The sequence below is a fragment of the Streptomyces violaceorubidus genome, assembly GCF_000717995.1.
Taxonomy (GTDB): Bacteria; Actinomycetota; Actinomycetes; order Streptomycetales; family Streptomycetaceae; genus Streptomyces; species Streptomyces violaceorubidus.
On record NZ_JODM01000003.1, the window covers coordinates 118,452 to 137,611 of the forward strand.

General features: G+C 71.7%; 16 protein-coding genes. 14 read left to right on the plus strand and 2 right to left on the minus strand.

All coding sequences use genetic code 11. The annotated features are described in order from the left end of the window. Positions 1-12: 12 nt before the first annotated feature. From IE94_RS0107115 to IE94_RS0107155, 9 genes are all read left to right on the plus strand, one after another. Positions 13-1,977: an ATP-binding protein gene (locus IE94_RS0107115; RefSeq protein WP_030179856.1), complete on the plus strand. Its 1,965-nt coding sequence runs from the start codon at positions 13-15 to the stop codon at positions 1,975-1,977. Continuing rightward, positions 1,974-2,921 (plus strand): hydroxymethylglutaryl-CoA lyase, encoded by a 948-nt coding sequence (locus IE94_RS0107120; RefSeq protein ID WP_030179858.1) that lies wholly within the window; start codon positions 1,974-1,976, stop codon positions 2,919-2,921. The genes IE94_RS0107115 and IE94_RS0107120 overlap by 4 nt, the downstream gene beginning before the upstream one ends. A 5-nt stretch (positions 2,922-2,926) precedes the next feature. Continuing rightward, positions 2,927-4,087 (plus strand): acyl-CoA dehydrogenase family protein, encoded by a 1,161-nt coding sequence (locus tag IE94_RS0107125; protein ID WP_030179861.1) that lies wholly within the window; start codon positions 2,927-2,929, stop codon positions 4,085-4,087. A gap of 147 nt (positions 4,088-4,234) precedes the next feature. Further along, positions 4,235-5,275: an ABC transporter substrate-binding protein gene (locus IE94_RS0107130; RefSeq protein ID WP_030179864.1), complete on the plus strand. Its 1,041-nt coding sequence runs from the start codon at positions 4,235-4,237 to the stop codon at positions 5,273-5,275. 26 nt (positions 5,276-5,301) lie between these two features. Further along, on the plus strand, positions 5,302-6,162 hold the full coding sequence (locus tag IE94_RS0107135) for a siderophore-interacting protein (RefSeq protein WP_030179867.1): 861 nt from the start codon (positions 5,302-5,304) through the stop codon (positions 6,160-6,162). Between the two features lie 175 nt (positions 6,163-6,337). Beyond that, complete coding sequence (gene desA / locus IE94_RS0107140; RefSeq protein ID WP_030179869.1) at positions 6,338-7,780, plus strand: lysine decarboxylase DesA; 1,443 nt, start codon at positions 6,338-6,340, stop codon at positions 7,778-7,780. Next, on the plus strand, positions 7,764-9,044 hold the full coding sequence (locus IE94_RS0107145; protein ID WP_030179872.1) for a lysine N(6)-hydroxylase/L-ornithine N(5)-oxygenase family protein: 1,281 nt from the start codon (positions 7,764-7,766) through the stop codon (positions 9,042-9,044). The genes desA and IE94_RS0107145 overlap by 17 nt, the downstream gene beginning before the upstream one ends. Continuing rightward, positions 9,041-9,571, plus strand: a complete 531-nt coding sequence (locus IE94_RS0107150) for a GNAT family N-acetyltransferase (protein WP_030179874.1) — start codon at positions 9,041-9,043, stop codon at positions 9,569-9,571. Before IE94_RS0107145 ends, IE94_RS0107150 begins: the two co-directional genes overlap by 4 nt. Next, the gene (locus tag IE94_RS0107155; RefSeq protein ID WP_030179876.1) at positions 9,568-11,340 is read left to right on the plus strand and encodes an IucA/IucC family protein; all 1,773 of its coding nucleotides are present in this window, start codon (positions 9,568-9,570) and stop codon (positions 11,338-11,340) included. Before IE94_RS0107150 ends, IE94_RS0107155 begins: the two co-directional genes overlap by 4 nt. Positions 11,341-11,424: 84 nt before the next feature. Here the strand turns inward: IE94_RS0107155 and IE94_RS0107160 are convergent, their stop codons facing one another. Continuing rightward, the gene (locus IE94_RS0107160; protein WP_030179877.1) at positions 11,425-13,032 is read right to left on the minus strand and encodes a beta-N-acetylhexosaminidase; all 1,608 of its coding nucleotides are present in this window, start codon (positions 13,030-13,032) and stop codon (positions 11,425-11,427) included. Between the two features lie 123 nt (positions 13,033-13,155). Between IE94_RS0107160 and IE94_RS0107165 the strand changes: the two genes are divergently transcribed. The 3 genes from IE94_RS0107165 to glmS all read left to right on the plus strand — a co-directional run bounded on the left by IE94_RS0107165 (position 13,156) and on the right by glmS (position 16,288). Continuing rightward, positions 13,156-14,073, plus strand: coding sequence for a DUF4429 domain-containing protein (locus tag IE94_RS0107165; RefSeq protein WP_030179880.1), 918 nt, complete (start codon positions 13,156-13,158; stop codon positions 14,071-14,073). 88 nt (positions 14,074-14,161) lie between these two features. After that, on the plus strand, positions 14,162-14,419 hold the full coding sequence (locus IE94_RS0107170; RefSeq protein WP_030179884.1) for a hypothetical protein: 258 nt from the start codon (positions 14,162-14,164) through the stop codon (positions 14,417-14,419). 51 nt (positions 14,420-14,470) lie between these two features. Then, positions 14,471-16,288 carry a glutamine--fructose-6-phosphate transaminase (isomerizing) gene (gene glmS / locus IE94_RS0107175; protein WP_030179888.1) on the plus strand — a complete coding sequence of 606 codons (1,818 nt, stop codon included), beginning with the start codon at positions 14,471-14,473 and terminating at the stop codon, positions 16,286-16,288. 81 nt (positions 16,289-16,369) lie between these two features. Here glmS and IE94_RS0107180 read toward each other — a convergent pair whose 3' ends face one another. Further along, positions 16,370-16,897, minus strand: a complete 528-nt coding sequence (locus IE94_RS0107180) for a universal stress protein (protein WP_030179891.1) — start codon at positions 16,895-16,897, stop codon at positions 16,370-16,372. A 292-nt stretch (positions 16,898-17,189) separates the two neighbouring features. Here IE94_RS0107180 and IE94_RS40290 point away from each other — a divergent pair, with 292 nt between their 5' ends. Beyond that, positions 17,190-17,468, plus strand: a complete 279-nt coding sequence (locus IE94_RS40290; RefSeq protein WP_030179893.1) for a hypothetical protein — start codon at positions 17,190-17,192, stop codon at positions 17,466-17,468. A gap of 386 nt (positions 17,469-17,854) precedes the next feature. After that, entirely contained in the window at positions 17,855-19,051 is a 1,197-nt protein-coding gene (locus IE94_RS0107190) for a helix-turn-helix domain-containing protein (protein WP_030179895.1), read from the plus strand. The last annotated feature ends 109 nt before the right edge of the window (positions 19,052-19,160 follow it).

A 19,160-nucleotide genomic window follows, 5' to 3' on the forward strand; every position in this document is an offset into this window, starting at 1 on the left:
AGGACGCCACGCATGTTCGACACCGTGCTCGTCGCCAACCGGGGCGAGATCGCCGTCCGCGTCATCCGGACCCTGCGCTCGATGGGCGTGCGCTCGGTGGCGGTCTTCTCCGACGCCGACGCGGACGCCCGGCACGTGCGGGAGGCCGACGAGGCGGTGCGGATCGGCCCGGCGCCTGCGACGGAGAGCTATCTGGTGGTCGAGCGGCTGCTGGAGGCCGCCGCCCGCACCGGCGCGCAGGCCGTCCACCCCGGGTACGGCTTCCTCGCCGAGAACGCGGGCTTCGCGCGGGCCTGCGAGGAGGCGGGGCTGGTCTTCATCGGGCCGTCCGCCGACGCCATCGCCCTGATGGGCGACAAGATCCGGGCCAAGGAGACGGTGAAGGCGGCCGGGGTCCCGGTCGTGCCCGGCTCCAGCGGCAGCGGGCTCACCGACGCGCAGCTCGCCGACGCCGCCCGGGAGATCGGCACGCCGGTGCTGCTCAAGCCCTCGGCGGGCGGGGGCGGCAAGGGCATGCGGCTGGTGCGGGACCCGGCGGTGCTGGCCGACGAGATCGCCGCCGCCCGCCGCGAGGCCCGTGCCTCCTTCGGCGACGACACGCTGCTGGTGGAGCGGTGGATCGACCGGCCCCGGCACATCGAGATCCAGGTCCTGGCCGACGGCCACGGGAACGTGGTGCACCTGGGCGAGCGCGAGTGCTCGCTCCAGCGCAGGCACCAGAAGGTGATCGAGGAGGCGCCGAGCGTCCTGCTGGACGAGGCGACCCGCGCCGCGATGGGCGAGGCGGCCGTACAGGCGGCCCGCTCCTGCGGCTACCGGGGCGCGGGCACGGTGGAGTTCATCGTCCCGGGGGGCGATCCCTCCCAGTACTACTTCATGGAGATGAACACCCGTCTCCAGGTCGAGCACCCGGTGACCGAGCTGGTGACCGGCCTGGACCTGGTGGAGTGGCAGCTGCGGGTGGCGGCCGGCGAGCGGCTCGGCCTCACGCAGGACGACGTACGGCTGACCGGGCACGCGATCGAGGCCCGGCTGTGCGCGGAGACCGTGTCCGTCAAGGAGGGCGCGCGCGGCTTCCTGCCCTCCGGCGGCACGGTGCTGCGGCTGCGCGAGCCCGAGGGCGAGGGCGTGCGCACCGACTCCGGGCTCAGCGAGGGCACCGAGGTCGGCAGCCTGTACGACCCGATGCTGTCCAAGGTGATCGCGTACGGCCCCGACCGGGCCACCGCGCTGCGCAGGCTCCGGGCGGCCCTGGCCGGGACGGTCACCCTGGGCGTGCAGACCAACGCCGGGTTCCTGCGGCGGCTGCTGGCGCACCCGGCGGTGGTGGCGGGCGAGCTGGACACGGGCCTGGTGGAGCGCGAGGTCGACGACCTGGTCGCCACCGCCGTACCCGAGGCGGTGTACGAGGCGGCGGCGGCCGTACGGCTCGAGGCGCTGCGTCCGCGCGGTGCGGGCTGGACGGACCCGTTCTCGGTGCCGAACGGCTGGCGTACCGGGGGCGAGTCCAAGCCGGTCGCCTTCCCCCTGCGTGCGACGGGACAAGAGCCCGTCACCCACACCCCGCGCGGTTCCCACACCGTCACCGACGACCGGGTCGCCGTCACCCTGGACGGCGTCCGGCACACCTTCCACCGCGCCGCCGACTGGCTGGGCCGCGACGGCGACGCCTGGCAGGTGCGCGACCACGATCCGGTCGCCGCCTCCCTCGACCGGGCCGCCCACGCGGGCGCCGACTCGCTGACCGCGCCGATGCCGGGCACGGTGACGGTGGTGAAGGTCGCCGTCGGCGACGAGGTGAGCGCCGGGCAGAGCCTGCTGGTGGTGGAGGCGATGAAGATGGAGCACGTCGTCTCCGCCCCGCACGCCGGCACCGTCGCCGAGCTGGACGTGGCGCCGGGCACGACCGTCGCCATGGACCAGGTGCTCGCGGTCATCGCGCCCACCGACGGCGCGGCGGAGGAGGAGACGTCATGAACGCCCCGGAACCGGGCCTCCCGATGGCCGTTCCCGCGAAGGGCCTGCCCGCCCGTGTCCGCGTCCACGAGGTCGGCGCGCGGGACGGACTGCAGAACGAGAAGGCGATGGTGCCCACGGCCGTCAAGGCGGAGTTCGTCCGCCGCCTGGCCGGCACGGGCCTGACGACCATCGAGGCGACGAGCTTCGTCCACCCCAAGTGGGTCCCCCAGTTGGCGGACGCGGAGGAGCTGTTCCCGGCGGTGGCGGACCTGCCCGTCGAGCTGCCGGTGCTGGTGCCGAACGAACGCGGCCTGGAGCGGGCCCTGGCGCTCGGCGCGCGCCGTGTCGCGGTCTTCGCCAGCGCCACGGAGTCCTTCGCCAGGGCCAACCTCAACCGCACGGTGGACGAGGCGCTGGCCATGTTCGAGCCGGTGGTGTCCCGGGCGAAGGCGAGCGGCGTCCACGTCCGCGGCTATCTCTCCATGTGCTTCGGCGACCCGTGGGAGGGCCCGGTCCCGGTCCCCCAGGTGGTGCGGGTCTGCCGGGCCCTGCTGGACATGGGCTGCGACGAGCTGAGCCTGGGCGACACCATCGGCGTGGCGACCCCGGGCCATGTGACGGCGCTGCTCACCGCGCTGACCGGGGCGGGCGTGCCGGTGTCCGCGCTGGGCGTCCACTTCCACGACACCTACGGCCAGGCCCTGGCCAACACACTGGCCGCGCTCCAGCAGGGCGTGACCACGGTCGACGCCTCCGCCGGCGGGCTGGGCGGCTGCCCCTTCGCGAAGTCCGCCACCGGCAACCTCGCCACCGAGGACCTCGTGTGGATGCTGCGGGGTCTCGGCATCGACACCGGGGTCGATCTCGGCCGTCTCGTCGCCACAAGCGTCTGGATGGCCGCGCATCTGGGCCGGCCCAGCCCGTCCCGCACCGTTCGAGCCCTCTCCCACCAGGAGTCGTGAACACCATGGACCACAAGCTCTCCCCCGAACTGGACGAACTGCGCCGCACGGTCGAGCAGTTCGCGCACGACGTGGTGGCGCCGAAGATCGGCGACTTCTACGAGCGGCACGAGTTCCCGTACGAGATCGTCCGCGAGATGGGCCGCATGGGCCTGTTCGGGCTGCCCTTCCCGGAGGAGTACGGCGGCATGGGCGGCGACTACTTCGCCCTGGGCGTGGCCCTGGAGGAGCTGGCCCGGGTCGACTCCTCGGTGGCGATCACGCTGGAGGCGGGCGTCTCGCTGGGGGCGATGCCGATCCATCTCTTCGGCACCGAGGAGCAGAAGCGCCAGTGGCTCCCCCGCCTCTGCTCGGGCGAGATCCTGGGCGCCTTCGGCCTCACCGAGCCGGACGGCGGCAGCGACGCGGGCGCGACCCGGACCACGGCCCGCCTGGACGAGGCCACCGACGAGTGGGTGATCAACGGCACCAAGTGCTTCATCACCAACTCCGGCACGGACATCACCGGCCTGGTGACGGTCACGGCGGTCACCGGCCGGGGGCCCGACGGCAGGCCCCTGATCTCGTCGATCATCGTCCCCTCGGGCACCCCGGGCTTCACGGTGGCCGCCCCGTACTCGAAGGTCGGCTGGAACGCCTCGGACACCCGTGAGCTGTCCTTCGCCGACGTCCGGGTCCCGGCGGCGAACCTGCTGGGCGAGCGGGGGCGCGGCTACGCGCAGTTCCTGCGCATCCTGGACGAGGGCCGGGTCGCCATCGCCGCGCTGGGCACGGGGCTCGCGCAGGGCTGTGTGGACGAGTCGGTCGCCTACGCGAAGGAACGTCACGCCTTCGGCAGGCCCATCGGCGCCAACCAGGCCATCCAGTTCAAGATCGCCGACATGGAGATGAAGGCCCACACGTCCCGCCTCGCCTGGCGGGACGCGGCCTCGCGCCTGGTGGCGGGCGAGCCCTTCAAGAAGGAGGCGGCGCTGGCGAAGCTGTACTCGTCGACGGTCGCGGTGGACAACGCCCGGGACGCCACCCAGATCCACGGGGGCTACGGCTTCATGAACGAGTACCCGGTGGCCCGCATGTGGCGGGACGCCAAGATCCTGGAGATCGGCGAGGGCACCAGCGAGGTCCAGCGGATGCTGATCGCACGGGAGTTGGGGCTGGTGAGCTGAGGCCCGGCCGCCGCGCCCCAGCCTCGGGCGGCGGGGTGGGGGCCGCACCGGCCCCCACCCCTGGACAAGATCTGAGGTTAGGCTAACCTACCTTCGAATTGTCCCGCAGAGCACGACGCTCCGCACCGTTCGAAGGCAGCCACCACCATGTCCAACGCCAGAGCCACCCACCCGACCCGTCGCGGAATCCTCGCCGCCGGCGGCGCCCTCGGCCTCGGTGCCGTGCTCGCGGCCTGCGGGGACGACGACAAGGACAGCGGCGGGACGAGCGAGGGCGCCGCCAAGTCGGGCCCCTGGTCCTTCAAGGACGACCGCGGCACCACGGTGAAGCTGGACAAGGTGCCGACGAACATCGTCGCCTTCACCGGTGTCGCCGCCGCCCTGTTCGACTACGGCGTGCAGGTCAAGGGCGTCTTCGGCCCGACCACCACCAAGGACGGCAAGCCCGACGTGCAGGCCGGCGACCTCGACGTCGACAAGGTCACCGTCCTCGGCAACGAGTGGGGCAAGCTCAACGTCGAGAAGTACGCCGCCCTCGCCCCCGAGGTGCTCATCACCACGACGTTCGACACCGCGGGCACCCTCTGGTCCGTCCCGGAGGAGTCGAAGGACAAGATCGCCAAGCTCGCCCCGAGCGTGGGGATCTCGGTCTTCGACCGCAAGCTCACCCAGCCGCTCCAGCGCATGTGGGAGCTGGCCGAGTCGCTCGGCGGGGACATGAAGGCCAAGAAGGTCACCGACGCCAAGGCCGCCTTCGACCAGGCCTCCGCCCGGCTGCGCGCCGCCGCCAAGGCCAGGCCCGAGATCCGGGTGCTGGCCGGCTCCGCGAGCCCCGACCTGCTCTACGTCTCCGGCACCAACCTCTCGGTGGACCTGGAGTACTTCAAGTCCCTCGGCGTGAACTTCGTCGAGCCCTCCGAGGAGGCCAAGAAGGCGACCGGCGGCTGGTTCGAGAGCCTCAGCTGGGAGAACGTCGACAAGTACCCGGCCGACCTCATCATCATGGACGACCGCGCCTCCACCATCCAGCCCGCGGACATCACCGAGGGCACCTGGAAGAAGCTGCCCGCGGTCAAGGCCGGCCAGGTCATCGCCCGCTCCCCCGAGCCGATCCTGTCCTACGACAAGTGCGCGCCCCTGCTGGACAACCTGGCCGAGGCGATCGAGAAGGCCAAGAAGGTCGGCTGACCCACCACCCCTCTCCGGAGCCCTCCATGACGACGGCCGTGGCCGCCCCGTTCCGTTTCTTCTCCCTCCAGGTCGTACGGACGAGGCGGCTCGGCCCGTCCCTGGCCCGGGTCACCCTCGCCGGACCCGACCTGCGTGCCTTCCGCTCCGACGGCCTCGACCAGTCGCTGTCGCTGTTCCTGCCGCACCCGGGGCAGGCCGAACCGGCGGTCCCCGTCGAGCTGGGCGAGGGCTGGTGGCAGGGCTGGCGCGAACTGCCGGACGGCGTACGGGCGGTGATGCGCTCGTACACGCTGCGGGCGCTGCGCCGGGACGGTGACGGGCTCACCACCGAGATCGACGTCGACTTCGTCCTGCACGGCCTCGACGCGGGATCGGGCATCCAGGCGGGCCCCGCCGCCCGCTGGGCCGCAGGCGCCGCCCCCGGCGACCGGGTGCTGCTGCTCGGCCCGGCCCTCGCCGACAACCGGGCGATCCGCTTCCGGCCGCCCGAGGACACCGACCTGGTGGTGATCTGGGCCGACGAGACCGCCGTACCGGCCGCCTGCGCGATCGTGGAGGCACTGCCGGCCGGTACCCCCGCCCGCGTCTGGCTGGAGGTGCCGCACGCCGAGGACGTGCAGGACCTGCGCACGGCCGCGGACGCCGAGGTCACCTGGCTGGTCAGGGACGCCGGCGGCGGGCCCGGGGCAGGCCTCGCCGCCCTCCGCGACGCCCGGCTGCCGGGCGCCGAGCACCCCTACGTCTGGATCGCGGGCGAGTCCGGGTGCGTCAAGGAGCTGCGGCGGCACTTCGTGGGCGAGCGCGGCGTCGACCGGCGGCGCGTCACCTTCGTCGGCTACTGGCGCCGGGGCCTGACGGAGGAACAACTCCGCGCGCAGGGCTGAGGATCGAGAGCCGGCGCCCGCCCCCGCACGAGGACGCGGACGGGGCGGGCGTGACAGCGGTCACCCATCGGTGCGCGCTTGATCGACTCGACTTAGGTTAGGCTTACCTAAGTCGAAGCGAGGGCCTTTCGCCCTCTCCCGTCCCTCTCGGACCGTCCCCACCGGAGGACCCCCCATGCGCTCGCACCTGCTCAACGACGCCACCGCGGAGCGGTACCGCCGCTCCGTGACCGAAGGAGTCGAGCGGGTGGCCGCCACAATCGCCACCACCGACCGGCCCTTCACCGGAGTCACGGTCGACGCCCTCTCCCCCCGCATCGACGCTATCGACCTCGACCGGCCCCTGCACGACACGGCCGCGGTCCTCGACGAGTTGGAGGACGTCTACCTGCGCGACGCCGTCTACTTCCACCACCCCCGCTACCTCGCCCACCTCAACTGCCCCGTGGTCATACCGGCGGTGCTCGGCGAGGCGGTCCTGTCCGCCGTCAACTCCTCCCTGGACACTTGGGACCAGTCGGCCGGCGGCACCCTCATCGAGCGGAAGCTCATCGACTGGACCTGCGCCCGGATCGGCCTCGGTCCGGCGGCCGACGGCGTGTTCACCTCCGGCGGCACCCAGTCCAACCTCCAGGCGCTGCTGCTGGCCCGCGAGGAGGCGAAGGCCGAGAACTTCGCCGACCTGCGGATCTTCGCCTCCGAGGTGAGCCACTTCAGCGTGAGGAAGTCGGCGAAACTGCTCGGCCTCGGCCCCGACGCCGTCGTGTCGATCCCCGTCGACCGCGACAAGCGCATGCAGACCGTCGCCCTCGCCCGTGAGCTGGAGCGCTGCGCGAAGGGCGGTCTGGTCCCCATGGCCGTCGTCGCCACCGGCGGCACCACCGACTTCGGCTCGATCGACCCGCTGGAGGAGATCGCCGGGCTGTGCGAGCAGTACGGCGTGTGGATGCACGTCGACGCGGCCTACGGCTGCGGGCTGCTCGCCTCCCTGAAGTACCGGCACCGCATCGACGGCATCGAGCGGGCCGACTCGGTCACCGTGGACTACCACAAGTCCTTCTTCCAGCCGGTGAGTTCGTCCGCCGTGCTGGTCCGCGACGCGGCCACGCTGCGGCACGCCACCTACCACGCGGAGTACCTCAACCCGCGCCGCATGGTGCGGGAACGCATCCCCAATCAGGTGGACAAGTCCCTTCAGACCACCCGCCGCTTCGACGCGCTCAAGCTCTGGATGACCCTGCGCGTGATGGGCGCCGACGGCATCGGCGAACTCTTCGACGAGGTCTGCGACCTGGCCGCCGAGGGCTGGAGAATGCTCGCCGCCGACCCGCGCTTCGACGTGGTCGTCCAGCCGTCGCTGTCCACCCTGGTCTTCCGCTGCGTCCCGGCGGCCGTCACCGACCCCGCCGAGATCGACCGCGCCAACCTCTACGCCCGCAAGGCCCTGTTCGCCTCCGGCGACGCCGTGGTCGCGGGCACCAAGGTGGCCGGCCGCCACTACCTGAAGTTCACCCTGCTCAACCCCGAGACGACCACGGCCGACATCGCCGCCGTCCTCGACCTGATCGCCGGCCACGCCGAGCAGTACCTGGGAGACTCCCTTGACCGCGCTTCCTGAAGCCAGCGCCCCGTACGACTTCGTGGGGATCGGCCTCGGCCCTTTCAACCTCGGCCTGGCCTGCCTCACCGAGCCCGTCGCCGAGCTGAACGGCGTCTTCCTGGAGTCCAAGCCGGACTTCGAATGGCACGCCGGGATGTTCCTGGACGGCGCCCACCTCCAGACCCCGTTCATGTCGGACCTGGTCACCCTCGCCGACCCGACCTCGCCGTACTCCTTCCTGAACTACCTGAAGGAGCAGGGCAGGCTCTACTCGTTCTACATCCGGGAGAACTTCTACCCGCTGCGCGTCGAGTACGACGACTACTGCCGCTGGGCCGCGCACAAGCTGGGCAGCGTCCGCTTCTCCACCACGGTCACCGAGGTGACGTACGACGAGCGGGAGGAGCTGTACGCCGTCGCCACCACCTCCGGCGACACCTACCGCGCCCGCCGCCTGGTCCTCGGCACCGGCACCCCGCCGCACATCCCGGACGCCTGCCGGGGCCTGGCCGGGGACTTCCTCCACAACTCCCGGTATGTCCAGCACCGGGCGGAGCTGGTGAAGAAGAAGTCGATCACGCTGGTCGGCAGCGGCCAGTCCGCCGCCGAGATCTACCACGACCTGCTCGGCGAGATCGACGTCCACGGCTACCGGCTCAACTGGGTGACCCGCTCCCCCCGCTTCTTCCCCCTCGAATACACCAAGCTCACCCTGGAGATGACCTCCCCGGAGTACGTGGACTACTACCACGCGCTGCCCGAGGACACCCGCTACCGCCTCACGGCCGAGCAGAAGGGCCTCTTCAAGGGCATCGACGGCGACCTGATCAACGAGATCTTCGACCTGCTCTACCAGAAGAGAATCGCCGGTCCGGTGCCCACCCGGCTGCTCACCAACTCGGCGCTGACCGGCGCCCGGTACGCGGACGGCACCTACACGCTCGGCTTCCGCCAGGAGGAGCAGGGCGAGGACTTCGAGATCGAGACCGAGGGCCTGGTCCTCGCCACCGGCTACCGGTACACCGAGCCGGAGTTCCTCAAGCCCGTCCGCGACCGGCTGCGCCGCGACTCCCGCGGCAACTTCGACATCGCCCGCAACTACTCCGTGGACGTCACGGGGAGCGGGGTGTTCCTCCAGAACGCGGGAGTCCACGCACACAGCGTCACCAGCCCCGACCTGGGCATGGGCGCCTACCGCAACAGCTGCATCGTCCGGGAGCTGCTCGGGCGCGAGTACTACCCGGTCGAGAAGTCGATCGCGTTCCAGGAGTTCTCCGTATGACCTTCACGTTCCGCCCCCTCGACCCGCTGAAGGACGCCGAGCTCCTGCACACCTGGGTCACCCACCCCAAGGCCGCCTTCTGGATGATGCAGGACGCGAAACTGGAGGAGGTCGAGCGCGCGTACATGGAGATCGCCGCCGACGAGCACCACCACGCCCTGCTGGGCCTCCGGGACGGCGAGCCCGCCTTCCTGATGGAGAAGTACGACCCCGCCCACCGCGAACTGGTCGGCCTGTACGAGCCGCAGCCCGGGGACGTCGGCATGCACTTCCTCACGCCGCCGACGGACAAGCCGGTGCACGGCTTCACCCGCTCCGTGATCACCGCCGTCATGGCGCACCTCTTCGAGGACCCGGCCACCCTGCGGGTGGTCGTCGAACCCGACGTCCACAACAAGGCCGTCCACGCCCTGAACGAGGCCGTCGGCTTCGTGGCGGAGCGCGAGATCCAGAAGCCGGAGAAGAAGGCGCTGCTCAGCTTCTGCACCCGAGCTCGGTTTCTCGCCGCGACGGGGGTGCCCTCATGAGCCTGTCCGACGCCGTGGCCCACCTCTCCCCCGAACGCTGGGAGCGGGCCAACCGCCTGCTGATCCGCAAGGCACTGGCCGAGTTCACGCACGAGCGGCTGATCACGCCGGAGCGGTGCACGGGCGACGCGTACACCGTCCGCAGCGACGACGGCCGGACCGTCTACCGCTTCACCGCCACCGTCCGCGCCCTGGACCACTGGCAGGTGGCCGCCGACTCGATCACCCGCCACCGCGAGGGCGTGGAACTCCCGCTCGCCGCGCTGGACTTCTTCGTCGAGCTGAAGCAGGCCCTGGGTCTGAGCGAGGAGATCCTGCCGGTCTACCTGGAGGAGATCTCCTCCACCCTCTCCGGCACCTGCTACAAGCTCACCAAGCCCCAGCTCACCTCCGCCGAGCTGGCCCGCAGCGGCTTCCAGGCCGTCGAGACCGGCATGACCGAGGGCCACCCCTGCTTCGTCGCCAACAACGGCCGCCTCGGCTTCGGCATCCACGAGTACCTGTCCTACGCCCCCGAGACCGCGAGCCCGGTCCGGCTGGTGTGGCTGGCGGCGCACCGCTCGCGGGCGGCCTTCACCGCGGGCGTGGGCATCGAGTACGAGTCCTTCGTCCGCGACGAGCTGGGCGCGGCCACGGTCGAGCGCTTCCACGGCGTGCTGCGCGAGCGCGGCCTGGACCCGGCCGACTACCTCCTCATCCCGGTGCACCCCTGGCAGTGGTGGAACAAGCTCACCGTGACCTTCGCCGCCGAGGTCGCCCGCGGGCTCCTGGTCTGCCTCGGCGAGGGCGACGACGAGTACCTGGCCCAGCAGTCCATCCGCACCTTCTTCAACGCCTCGCACCCCGAGAAGCACTACGTGAAGACGGCCCTGTCCGTCCTCAACATGGGCTTCATGCGCGGGCTGTCGGCCGCGTACATGGAGGCCGCCCCGGCCATCAACGACTGGCTCGCCCGGCTGATCGAGGGCGACCCGGTGCTGAAGGGGACGGGGCTGAGCATCATCCGGGAGCGGGCCGCCGTCGGCTACCGGCACCTGGAGTACGAGCAGGCCACCGACCGCCACTCGCCCTACCGCAAGATGCTGGCGGCGCTGTGGCGGGAGAGCCCGGTGCCGTCCCTCCAGGAGGGCGAGACGCTCGCCACCATGGCCTCCCTGGTCCACGTGGACCACGAGGGCGCCTCCTTCGCGGGCGCGCTGATCGAGCGGTCCGGACTCATCCCCACCGAGTGGCTGCGCCACTACCTGCGGGCCTACTACGTCCCGCTGCTGCACAGCTTCTACGCCTACGACCTGGTGTACATGCCGCACGGCGAGAACGTGATCCTGGTCCTGGCGGACGGGGTGGTGCGGCGCGCGATCTACAAGGACATCGCCGAGGAGATCGCGGTGATGGACCCGGACGCCGTGCTGCCGCCGGAGGTCTCCCGCATCGCGGTGGACGTGCCGGACGACAAGAAGCTCCTGTCGATCCTCACGGACGTCTTCGACTGCTTCTTCCGCTTCCTGGCCGCCCACCTCGCCGAGGAGGGGATCGTGGATGAGGACGCCTTCTGGCGGACGGTCGCGGAGGTCACCCGGGAGTACCAGGCGTCGGTGCCGGAGCTGGCCGACAAGTTCGAGCGGTACGACATGTTCGCGCCCGAGTTCGCGCTGTCCTGCCTCAACCGGCTCCAGCTGCGCGACAACCGGCAGATGGTGGACCTGGCCGACCCGTCCGGCGCGCTCCAGCTGATCGGGAACCTGAGGAATCCGATAGCGGGACGGTAGGCGGCCAGGGCCCACGGACACGGGCCCCACGGACACGGGCACCCCGGAGACGGTCCTCCGGGGTGCCCGTCGTGCCGTGCGGGGTCAGGTCCAGGGCACCTGCGGCGAGCGGTAGTAGTCGATCCCCGCCGCCTCCCAGTACGGTGCCTGCGCGGCGAGCCGCACCTTGTAGGCGTCCCAGTCGTGCGTCGACGCCGGGGACCAGCCCAGCTCGGCGACGCCCGGCAGCCTCGGGAAGGCCATGAAGTCCAGCTGGTCCGGGTCGGAGAGGGTCTCCGTCCACAGCGGTGCCTCGACCCCGCGGACCGCGTCGGCCGGGGCGCCCGGCAGATAGGCGGCCGGGTCCCAGTCGTAGGACCGCCGCACCTCGACGTAGCCCGCCCAGGACAGGCCCAGCGGGGTGTCCTTGGTGTACTTCATGTCCAGGTACGTCCGGTCGGCCGGGGAGAGGATCAGCCCGGTGCCGTTCCTGGCGGCCTCGGCGACCTCGGTCTTCTCGGCGTCGCTGGTGCGGTCCAGGCCCCAGTACTGGACGAGCGCGCCGTCGGCCGGTTCGGCGCCGGCCAGCTGGTGCCAGCCGACGACCGTCTTGCCGTACTTGGCGACGGTCGGCTGCACCCGCTTCATGAACGTCACGAAGTCGGCGTGCGGCGTGGAGTGCGCCTCGTCGCCGCCGATGTGCAGATAGCGACCGGGGGTGAGCGCGGCGAGTTCGCCGAGGACGTCGTCCACGAAGTCGTAGGTGACGTCCTTGGCCACGCACAGCGAGCTGAAGCCGACCTTGGTGCCGGTGTACAGCGGGGGCGCCACGCCGTCGCAGTTCAGCTCGGCGTAGGAGGCGAGCGCGGCGTTGGTGTGGCCGGGCATGTCGATCTCGGGGATCACCTCCAGGTGGCGGGAGGCGGCGTAGCGGACGATCTCCCGGTAGTCCGCCTTGGTGTAGTAGCCCCCGGGGCCGCCGCCGACCTCGGTGGACCCGCCGTACGTCGCCAGGCGCGGCCAGGAGTCGATGGCGATGCGCCAGCCCTGGTCGTCGCTGAGGTGCAGGTGGAGCTTGTTGTACTTGTAGCGGGCCACGCGGTCGATGTAGCGCTTGACCTCGTCGACGCCGAAGAAGTGCCGGGAGACGTCGAGCATGGCGCTGCGCCAGGCGTAGCGCGGGGTGTCCTCGATGGTGCCGCCCGCGACCAGCCAGGGGCCCGCCTGCGCGGAGTCCTTCTCGACGGCGGGGGGCAGCAGCTGGCGCAGGGTCTGGACGCCGTGGAAGAGCCCGGCGGGCTCGCGGGCGGTGATGGTGACGCCCGAGGGTCCGCTGTCGAGCCGGTAGCCCTCGTCGCCGTACGGGCCCTCGGCCAGGCGCAGTCGTATGCCGCCCCGGCCGTGGGAGGTGACGGGGAGTCGGTAACCCGTGGAGGGCCGCAGGAGGTCGGCGAGGTAGTCGCCGACGCGGCGGGCCTCGCGCGAGTCGCCGACGCGGATGTGGGTGCCGGGGGTGACGCGGTACGGCGCGCCGCCGGGGTCGACCGAGGCCGGGGCCGGGATCACCCGGTCCAGGGGGGTCGGCTCCGCGGCCGTCCTGCGGTCCGGGGCGGCGCCGGTGGTCATGGCGCCGACCGCCGCCACCAGCAGCAGCGCTCCCAGCAGCCGGGTGATGCGGGGAGTCGTTCTGTGGTGCCGTCGATGAGGTCTCACGTGCGCTCCCTTCGCGAGGCGTGCGATCAGGTGCAATCAGGGGTCCTTGAGCGGGGGTTGGGACGGGTGCGGACCACTCTCCCGCACCATCACCGCCCGCGGGAGCGATGAAACAATCCCCGCATGGCGGAAATCATCCAGAAGGACGGAACGTGGGTCTTCGACGGCGACGCCCTGCGGCTGACACCCGGCCGGGACAAGAACGTCGGTCTGCTCCGCAGGGAACTGGGTGAACTGCTCGTGCCGCTCGGGGCGTTGGCGGGCATATCGTTCGAGCAGGGCAAGAAGTCGGGGCGGCTCAGGCTCCGGCTGCGGGACGGCGCCGACCCGTTGCTCCTCGCGACGGGCGGCCGGCTGACCGAGCCGCACGACCCGTACCAGCTCGCGGTGGAGCCCGACCGCTACGGGGTGGCCGAGTACTTCGTGGACGAGGTGCGCAACGCCCTGCTCCTGGACCAGGTTCCGTCCGGGCCGGTGGACGCCTATCTGCTGCCGGGCCCGTCGGTGCCGCGGTCGGTGTCGGCCGGGGACGGGGTCGCGAGCTTCGACGGGGAGGCGGTGCGGCTGGAGTGGAGGTGGCAGGCGGAGGAGGCCAAGTCCGCCGCCGGACCGCGCACCCTCCCTCTGACCGACATCGTCGCCGTGCAGTGGCGGCCCTCGGGGGGCGGGGCCAACGGCCACCTCCGCTTCACCGTGCGGGCGGCTCCGAACAAGGTGCCGCCGAAGTTCGACCCCAACGCCGTCGAGCTGTGGGGCTTCAAGAAGGACCCGCTGATGGCCCTGGTGGCCGCGGCCGTGCAGGCCCGCCTGCCGCACCCGACCGCCCGCCCGGCCCCGGGGGACTCCCGCGCGGCCGACGAGACGGCCGCCCCCTCCCCGGCGCCCTCCCCGGCCGCCGCACCGGCCGCCGCACCGGCCGCCGAGGACGACCACGACGCGCTGCTGCGCAGGCTGCGGGAGCTGGGCGAGCTGCACCGCTCCGGGGTCCTCACGGACGAGGAGTTCACCCTGGCGAAGCAGGCGGTACTGAAGCGGATGTAGCCCCGGCCACACCGGAGGCCCGACCACACCTGCCCGATATCGGGCAGGATTCTTGCGCAAGCGCCGCCCGTACCCCAGGATCTACCGGGTGCACGACGAACTCGTTGATCATCTGACGCGGTCCACCCCCCTGAACCGGGGCGAGGCGCTGCGCGTGGTCCAGGACGTGCTCGCCTACTTCGACGAGACGACCGAGGAGTACGTCCGTCGCCGCCACCGCGAGCTCCAGGCCCAGGGCCTGGTGAACGCGACGATCTTCGAACGGATCGAGGCGGAACTGAAATACCGGGCGGTCGCACCCCCGGAGCTGTCGCTCCGTCAGCTGCGCCGCATCGTCTACGGCTGAGAAGCCGGCTACGGCCGTCAGGCCGAAGAGAGACACGAGGTCTACGGATACATGTGCGGAATCGTCGGATACATCGGCAAGCGTGACGTCGCGCCCCTGCTCCTCGAAGGCCTCCAGCGCCTGGAGTACCGCGGGTACGACTCGGCGGGCATCGTCGTGACCTCCCCGAAGGCGGCCGGCCTCAGGATGGTCAAGGCCAAGGGCCGGGTGCGCGACCTGGAGGCCAAGGTCCCGGCGCGCTTCAAGGGCACCACCGGCATCGCCCACACCCGCTGGGCCACCCACGGCGCCCCCTCCGACGTGAACGCCCACCCGCACATGTCGGCCGACAACAAGGTCGCCGTCGTCCACAACGGCATCATCGACAACGCCGCCGACCTGCGCCGCAAGCTGGAGGCGGACGGCGTCGAGTTCCTCTCCGAGACCGACACCGAGGTCCTCGTCCACCTCATCGCCCGCTCCGAGGCCGAGAAGCTGGAGGACAAGGTCCGCGAGACCCTGCGGGTCATCGAGGGCACGTACGGCATCGCCGTGATGCACGCCGACTTCCCCGAGCGCATCGTCGTCGCCCGCAACGGCTCGCCGGTCGTCCTCGGCATCGGCGAGAAGGAGATGTTCGTCGCCTCCGACATCGCGGCGCTGGTCGCCCACACCCGGCAGATAGTCACGCTCGACGACGGCGAGATGGCCACCCTCAAGGCCGACGACTTCCGCACCTACACCACCGAGGGCACCCGGACCACGTCCGAGCCCACCACCGTGGAGTGGGAGGCCGCCTCCTACGACATGGGCGGCCACGACACCTACATGCACAAGGAGATCCACGAGCAGGCCGAGGCCGTGGACCGCGTGCTGCGCGGCCGGATCGACGACCGCTTCTCCACCGTGCACCTCGGCGGCCTCAACCTGGACGCCCGCGACGCGCGCGCCGTGCGCCGCGTGAAGATCCTCGGCTGCGGCACCTCGTACCACGCGGGCCAGATCGGCGCCCAGATGATCGAGGAGCTGGCCCGCATCCCCGCCGACGCCGAGCCCGCCTCCGAGTTCCGCTACCGCAACGCGGTCGTCGACCCCGACACCCTGTACATCGCCGTCTCCCAGTCCGGCGAGACGTACGACGTGCTGGCCGCCGTGCAGGAGCTCAAGCGCAAGGGCGCCCGGGTCCTCGGCATCGTCAACGTGGTCGGTTCGGCGATCGCCCGCGAGGCCGACGGCGGCATGTACGTGCACGCCGGGCCCGAGGTCTGCGTCGTGTCCACCAAGTGCTTCACCAACACCTGCGTCGCCTTCGCGCTGCTCGCCCTGCACCTCGGCCGCACCCGCGACCTCTCGGTCCGCGACGGCAAGCGGATCATCGAGGGGCTGCGCAAGCTGCCCGCGCAGATCTCCGAGATGCTGGAGCAGGAGGAGGACATCAGGAAGCTGGCCGCGCAGTACGCCGAGGCCCGCTCGATGCTCTTCATCGGCCGGGTGCGGGGCTACCCGGTCGCCCGCGAGGCCTCGCTGAAGCTCAAGGAGGTCTCCTACATCCACGCCGAGGCCTACCCGGCCTCCGAGCTGAAGCACGGTCCGCTCGCCCTGATCGAGCCGGCCCTGCCGACGGTCGCGATCGTGCCGGACGACGACCTGCTGGAGAAGAACCGCGCGGCCATGGAGGAGATCAAGGCCCGCAGCGGTCAGATCCTCGCCGTCGCCCACCAGGAGCAGGAGAAGGCCGACCACACGATCGTCGTCCCGAAGAACGAGGACGAGCTGGACCCGATCCTCATGGGCATCCCGCTCCAGCTCCTCGCGTACCACACGGCCCTGGCCCTGGGCCGGGACATCGACAAGCCCCGCAACCTCGCCAAGTCGGTGACGGTGGAGTAGCCGCACACCCCCCACCGGGACGGCCCTCGCGCGTGCTGACACGGGCGGGGGCCGTTCGTCGTGCCGGACGCGTCCGGTCCGTCAGGGAATGACCACCACGGGCCGCTTGGCCCGCTTGGCCAGCCGGCCCGCGACGGAGCCGAAGAGGCGGCCGACCAGGCCGTGACTGGAGCCGACGACGATGGCGTCCGCCGCGTACTCCCGCCCCACCTCTTCGAGTTCGTGGCAGATGTCCCCGCCGCGCTCCACGAGGATCCAGGGCACCTCGGCGAGGTAGTCCGCGCACGCCAGCTCCAGACCGAGCACCTCGGTGCGGTGGTCGGGCACGTCGACGAAGACCGGAGGTTCGCAGCCGGCCCACACCGTGGTGGGCAGCCGGTTGGCGACATGCACGATGACCAGGCCGGAACCCAGCCGGGAGGCCATGCCGATGGCGTAGGCGAGGGCGCGCTCGCTGGAGGTGGAGCCGTCGAAGCCGACGACGACGCCGTGCTTGAAGGCTGGGTCGCACGACTGGCGTGGCTCGTCGGCCGCCAGGGGCTCGGCCGCCGTAGGTTCGGCGACGGGCCGCTTGCGGTCCGCGGGTTCGAAGAATTCGTGACCGGCCATGGCTGTCTCGGCGTTTTTATCCTCTATGGGGGACAACAGTGCGCGGCGGAGCTGTGTCCGGGAATGGTCTTCCCAACCCCATACCCCCAAGGGTACGGCGGCACGCCTCCTACGCCCAGATCCCGCGGAGGGTCCCCGCAGGATTCCCCGGAGCATGCCCGAGAGGGCGCCCGTAACGCAATGGTTGCTGCTCTGTACAGGCGGTTTGCACGGGATTCAACTGTCCGTAACCGGTCGTGACCGACGTGCCGCGCGGGCGTTGATCTCCATGCCGCCACCCCAGGGAGCACCCGTGCCAGGACCGCACCGTCCCGCCGAACCGACCTCCGGCCCGCCCGGCCGGGACGGCGTCACCGATCTCGTCCGCTGGGCTGCGTTCAGTTGCTTCCTCGTCCCCGTCGCACTCCTCTGGTACGGCGCCTCCTTCGCGGGCGCCGCCGGCACGGCCTTCGGCCTCGCCGCCGTCACCGGCGCCTGCCGTCTGCTGCTGCGGCGTTCCGAGCGTCTGGCGGCCCGGCCGCGGGCCCGGCGGGGCGGTCGGCACACCGGAGAAAACACACCGGTCGACTGACCGGTTTCCGCGCACAGTTCCGCTTCTTTTCAGCCAACTTCCGCAGGTGGCGCATCTGCACCCCCCACCACCCCCAAACCCCCGTTCCACCTGCACGGAAAGGGTCTGGGAACCCCTCGGCACCCTATGGGGATTGGCCACTGACACAAGGCGCACTTCCCAGGGGCGCCCCGGAGTGCAACCCTTCGTGATCGACTGCTTCACGCCAAGTTGCCATGTCGACAATGTCCCAAGTGCCGAACCAGCCACCTCGGCGCGGCGGGACGCAGTAGATTCGATCTTGACCGTCTACGGCGGGGGACTCGTGCAGGACCGAGGGGAAACGTGTTGGAGCGACAGACCCGAAGGGTGAAGGGCGCCGCGACCACCGAGGGGGGCTTAGCAGGATGAGCCACGACTCCGCTGCCGCGCCGGAAGCCGCGGCCCGGAAGCTTTCCGGGCGACGCCGCAAGGAGATCGTCGCGGTGCTGCTGTTCAGCGGCGGCCCCATCTTCGAGAGTTCCATACCGCTGTCGGTGTTCGGGATCGACCGCCAGGACGCCGGCGTGCCGCGCTACCGGCTGCTGGTGTGCGCCGGCGAGGAGGGCCCGCTGCGGACCACGGGGGGCCTGGAACTCACCGCGCCGCAAGGGCTGGAGGCCATCTCGCGCGCGGGCACCGTCGTCGTCCCGGCCTGGCGGTCGATCACCTCGCCGCCGCCTCAGGAGGCGCTCGACGCACTGCGCCGGGCACACGAGGAGGGCGCCCGCATCGTCGGCCTGTGCACCGGCGCCTTCGTGCTGGCCGCCGCGGGCCTGCTGGACGGCCGCCCCGCCACCACGCACTGGATGTACGCGCCGACACTGGCCAAGCGCTATCCGTCGGTGCACGTCGACCCCCGCGAACTGTTCGTGGACGACGGCGACGTGCTCACGTCCGCCGGCACCGCGGCCGGGATCGACCTGTGCCTGCACATCGTGCGCACGGACCACGGCAACGAGGCGGCCGGCGCGCTCGCCCGCCGCCTGGTGGTCCCGCCGCGCCGCCAGGGCGGCCAGGAGCGCTACCTCGACCGGTCTTTACCGGAGGAGATCGGCGCCGACCCGCTCGCCGAGGTCGTCGCCTGGGCACTGGAGCACCTCCACGAGCAGTTCGACGTGGAGACACTGGCCGCCCGCGCCTACATGAGCCGCCGCACCTTCGACCGCAGGTTCCGCTCACTGACGGGCAGCGCCCCGCTCCAGTGGCTGATCACCCAGCGGGTCCTCCAGGCGCAGCGCCTCCTGGAGACGTCGGACTACTCGGTGGACGAGGTCGCCGGCCGGTGCGGCTTCCGCTCGCCGGTGGCGCTGCGCGGCCACTTCCGCCGCCAGCTGGGTTCGTCCCCGGCCGCCTACCGGGCGGCCTACCGGGCCCGCCGCCCCCAGGGCGACCGCCAGCCGGACCCGGACACCGCCGCCGCGGGCACCTCCCGGCCCCTGGCCCCGTCCGACCCGCCGGCCGCGCTCTCCCCGGAGAACGCGGTCCCGTTCCAGACCCGCCGCACGGCGACCCCGATGCCGGCGGGCGCGGCGAGCGTCCCGGGCCAGCGCAGCGCACCGTGAGGTGACAGACGGTTCCCTTGAACGCCGGACGGGCACACTCGGCCCGTCCGGCGTCCGAGGACGAGGCCGTCCAGGCCGAAGCGGGCGTCACGGGGGCGGCAGCCCCCGT

Excerpts from the sequence above, each read along its gene's own strand:
- IE94_RS0107130 (WP_030179864.1), top strand. The coding sequence starts at position 4,235 with ATGTCCAACGCCAGAGCCACCCACCCGACCCGTCGCGGAATCCTCGCC.
- IE94_RS0107125 (WP_030179861.1), top strand. The coding sequence starts at position 2,927 with ATGGACCACAAGCTCTCCCCCGAACTGGACGAACTGCGCCGCACGGTC.
- IE94_RS0107120 (WP_030179858.1), top strand. The coding sequence starts at position 1,974 with ATGAACGCCCCGGAACCGGGCCTCCCGATGGCCGTTCCCGCGAAGGGC.
- IE94_RS0107150 (WP_030179874.1), top strand. The coding sequence starts at position 9,041 with ATGACCTTCACGTTCCGCCCCCTCGACCCGCTGAAGGACGCCGAGCTC.
- IE94_RS0107165 (WP_030179880.1), top strand. The coding sequence starts at position 13,156 with ATGGCGGAAATCATCCAGAAGGACGGAACGTGGGTCTTCGACGGCGAC.
- desA (WP_030179869.1), top strand. The coding sequence starts at position 6,338 with ATGCGCTCGCACCTGCTCAACGACGCCACCGCGGAGCGGTACCGCCGC.
- glmS (WP_030179888.1), top strand. The coding sequence starts at position 14,471 with ATGTGCGGAATCGTCGGATACATCGGCAAGCGTGACGTCGCGCCCCTG.
- IE94_RS0107190 (WP_030179895.1), top strand. The coding sequence starts at position 17,855 with ATGAGCCACGACTCCGCTGCCGCGCCGGAAGCCGCGGCCCGGAAGCTT.
- IE94_RS0107155 (WP_030179876.1), top strand. The coding sequence starts at position 9,568 with ATGAGCCTGTCCGACGCCGTGGCCCACCTCTCCCCCGAACGCTGGGAG.
- IE94_RS0107135 (WP_030179867.1), top strand. The coding sequence starts at position 5,302 with ATGACGACGGCCGTGGCCGCCCCGTTCCGTTTCTTCTCCCTCCAGGTC.
- IE94_RS0107115 (WP_030179856.1), top strand. The coding sequence starts at position 13 with ATGTTCGACACCGTGCTCGTCGCCAACCGGGGCGAGATCGCCGTCCGC.
- IE94_RS0107180 (WP_030179891.1), bottom strand. The coding sequence starts at position 16,897 with ATGGCCGGTCACGAATTCTTCGAACCCGCGGACCGCAAGCGGCCCGTC.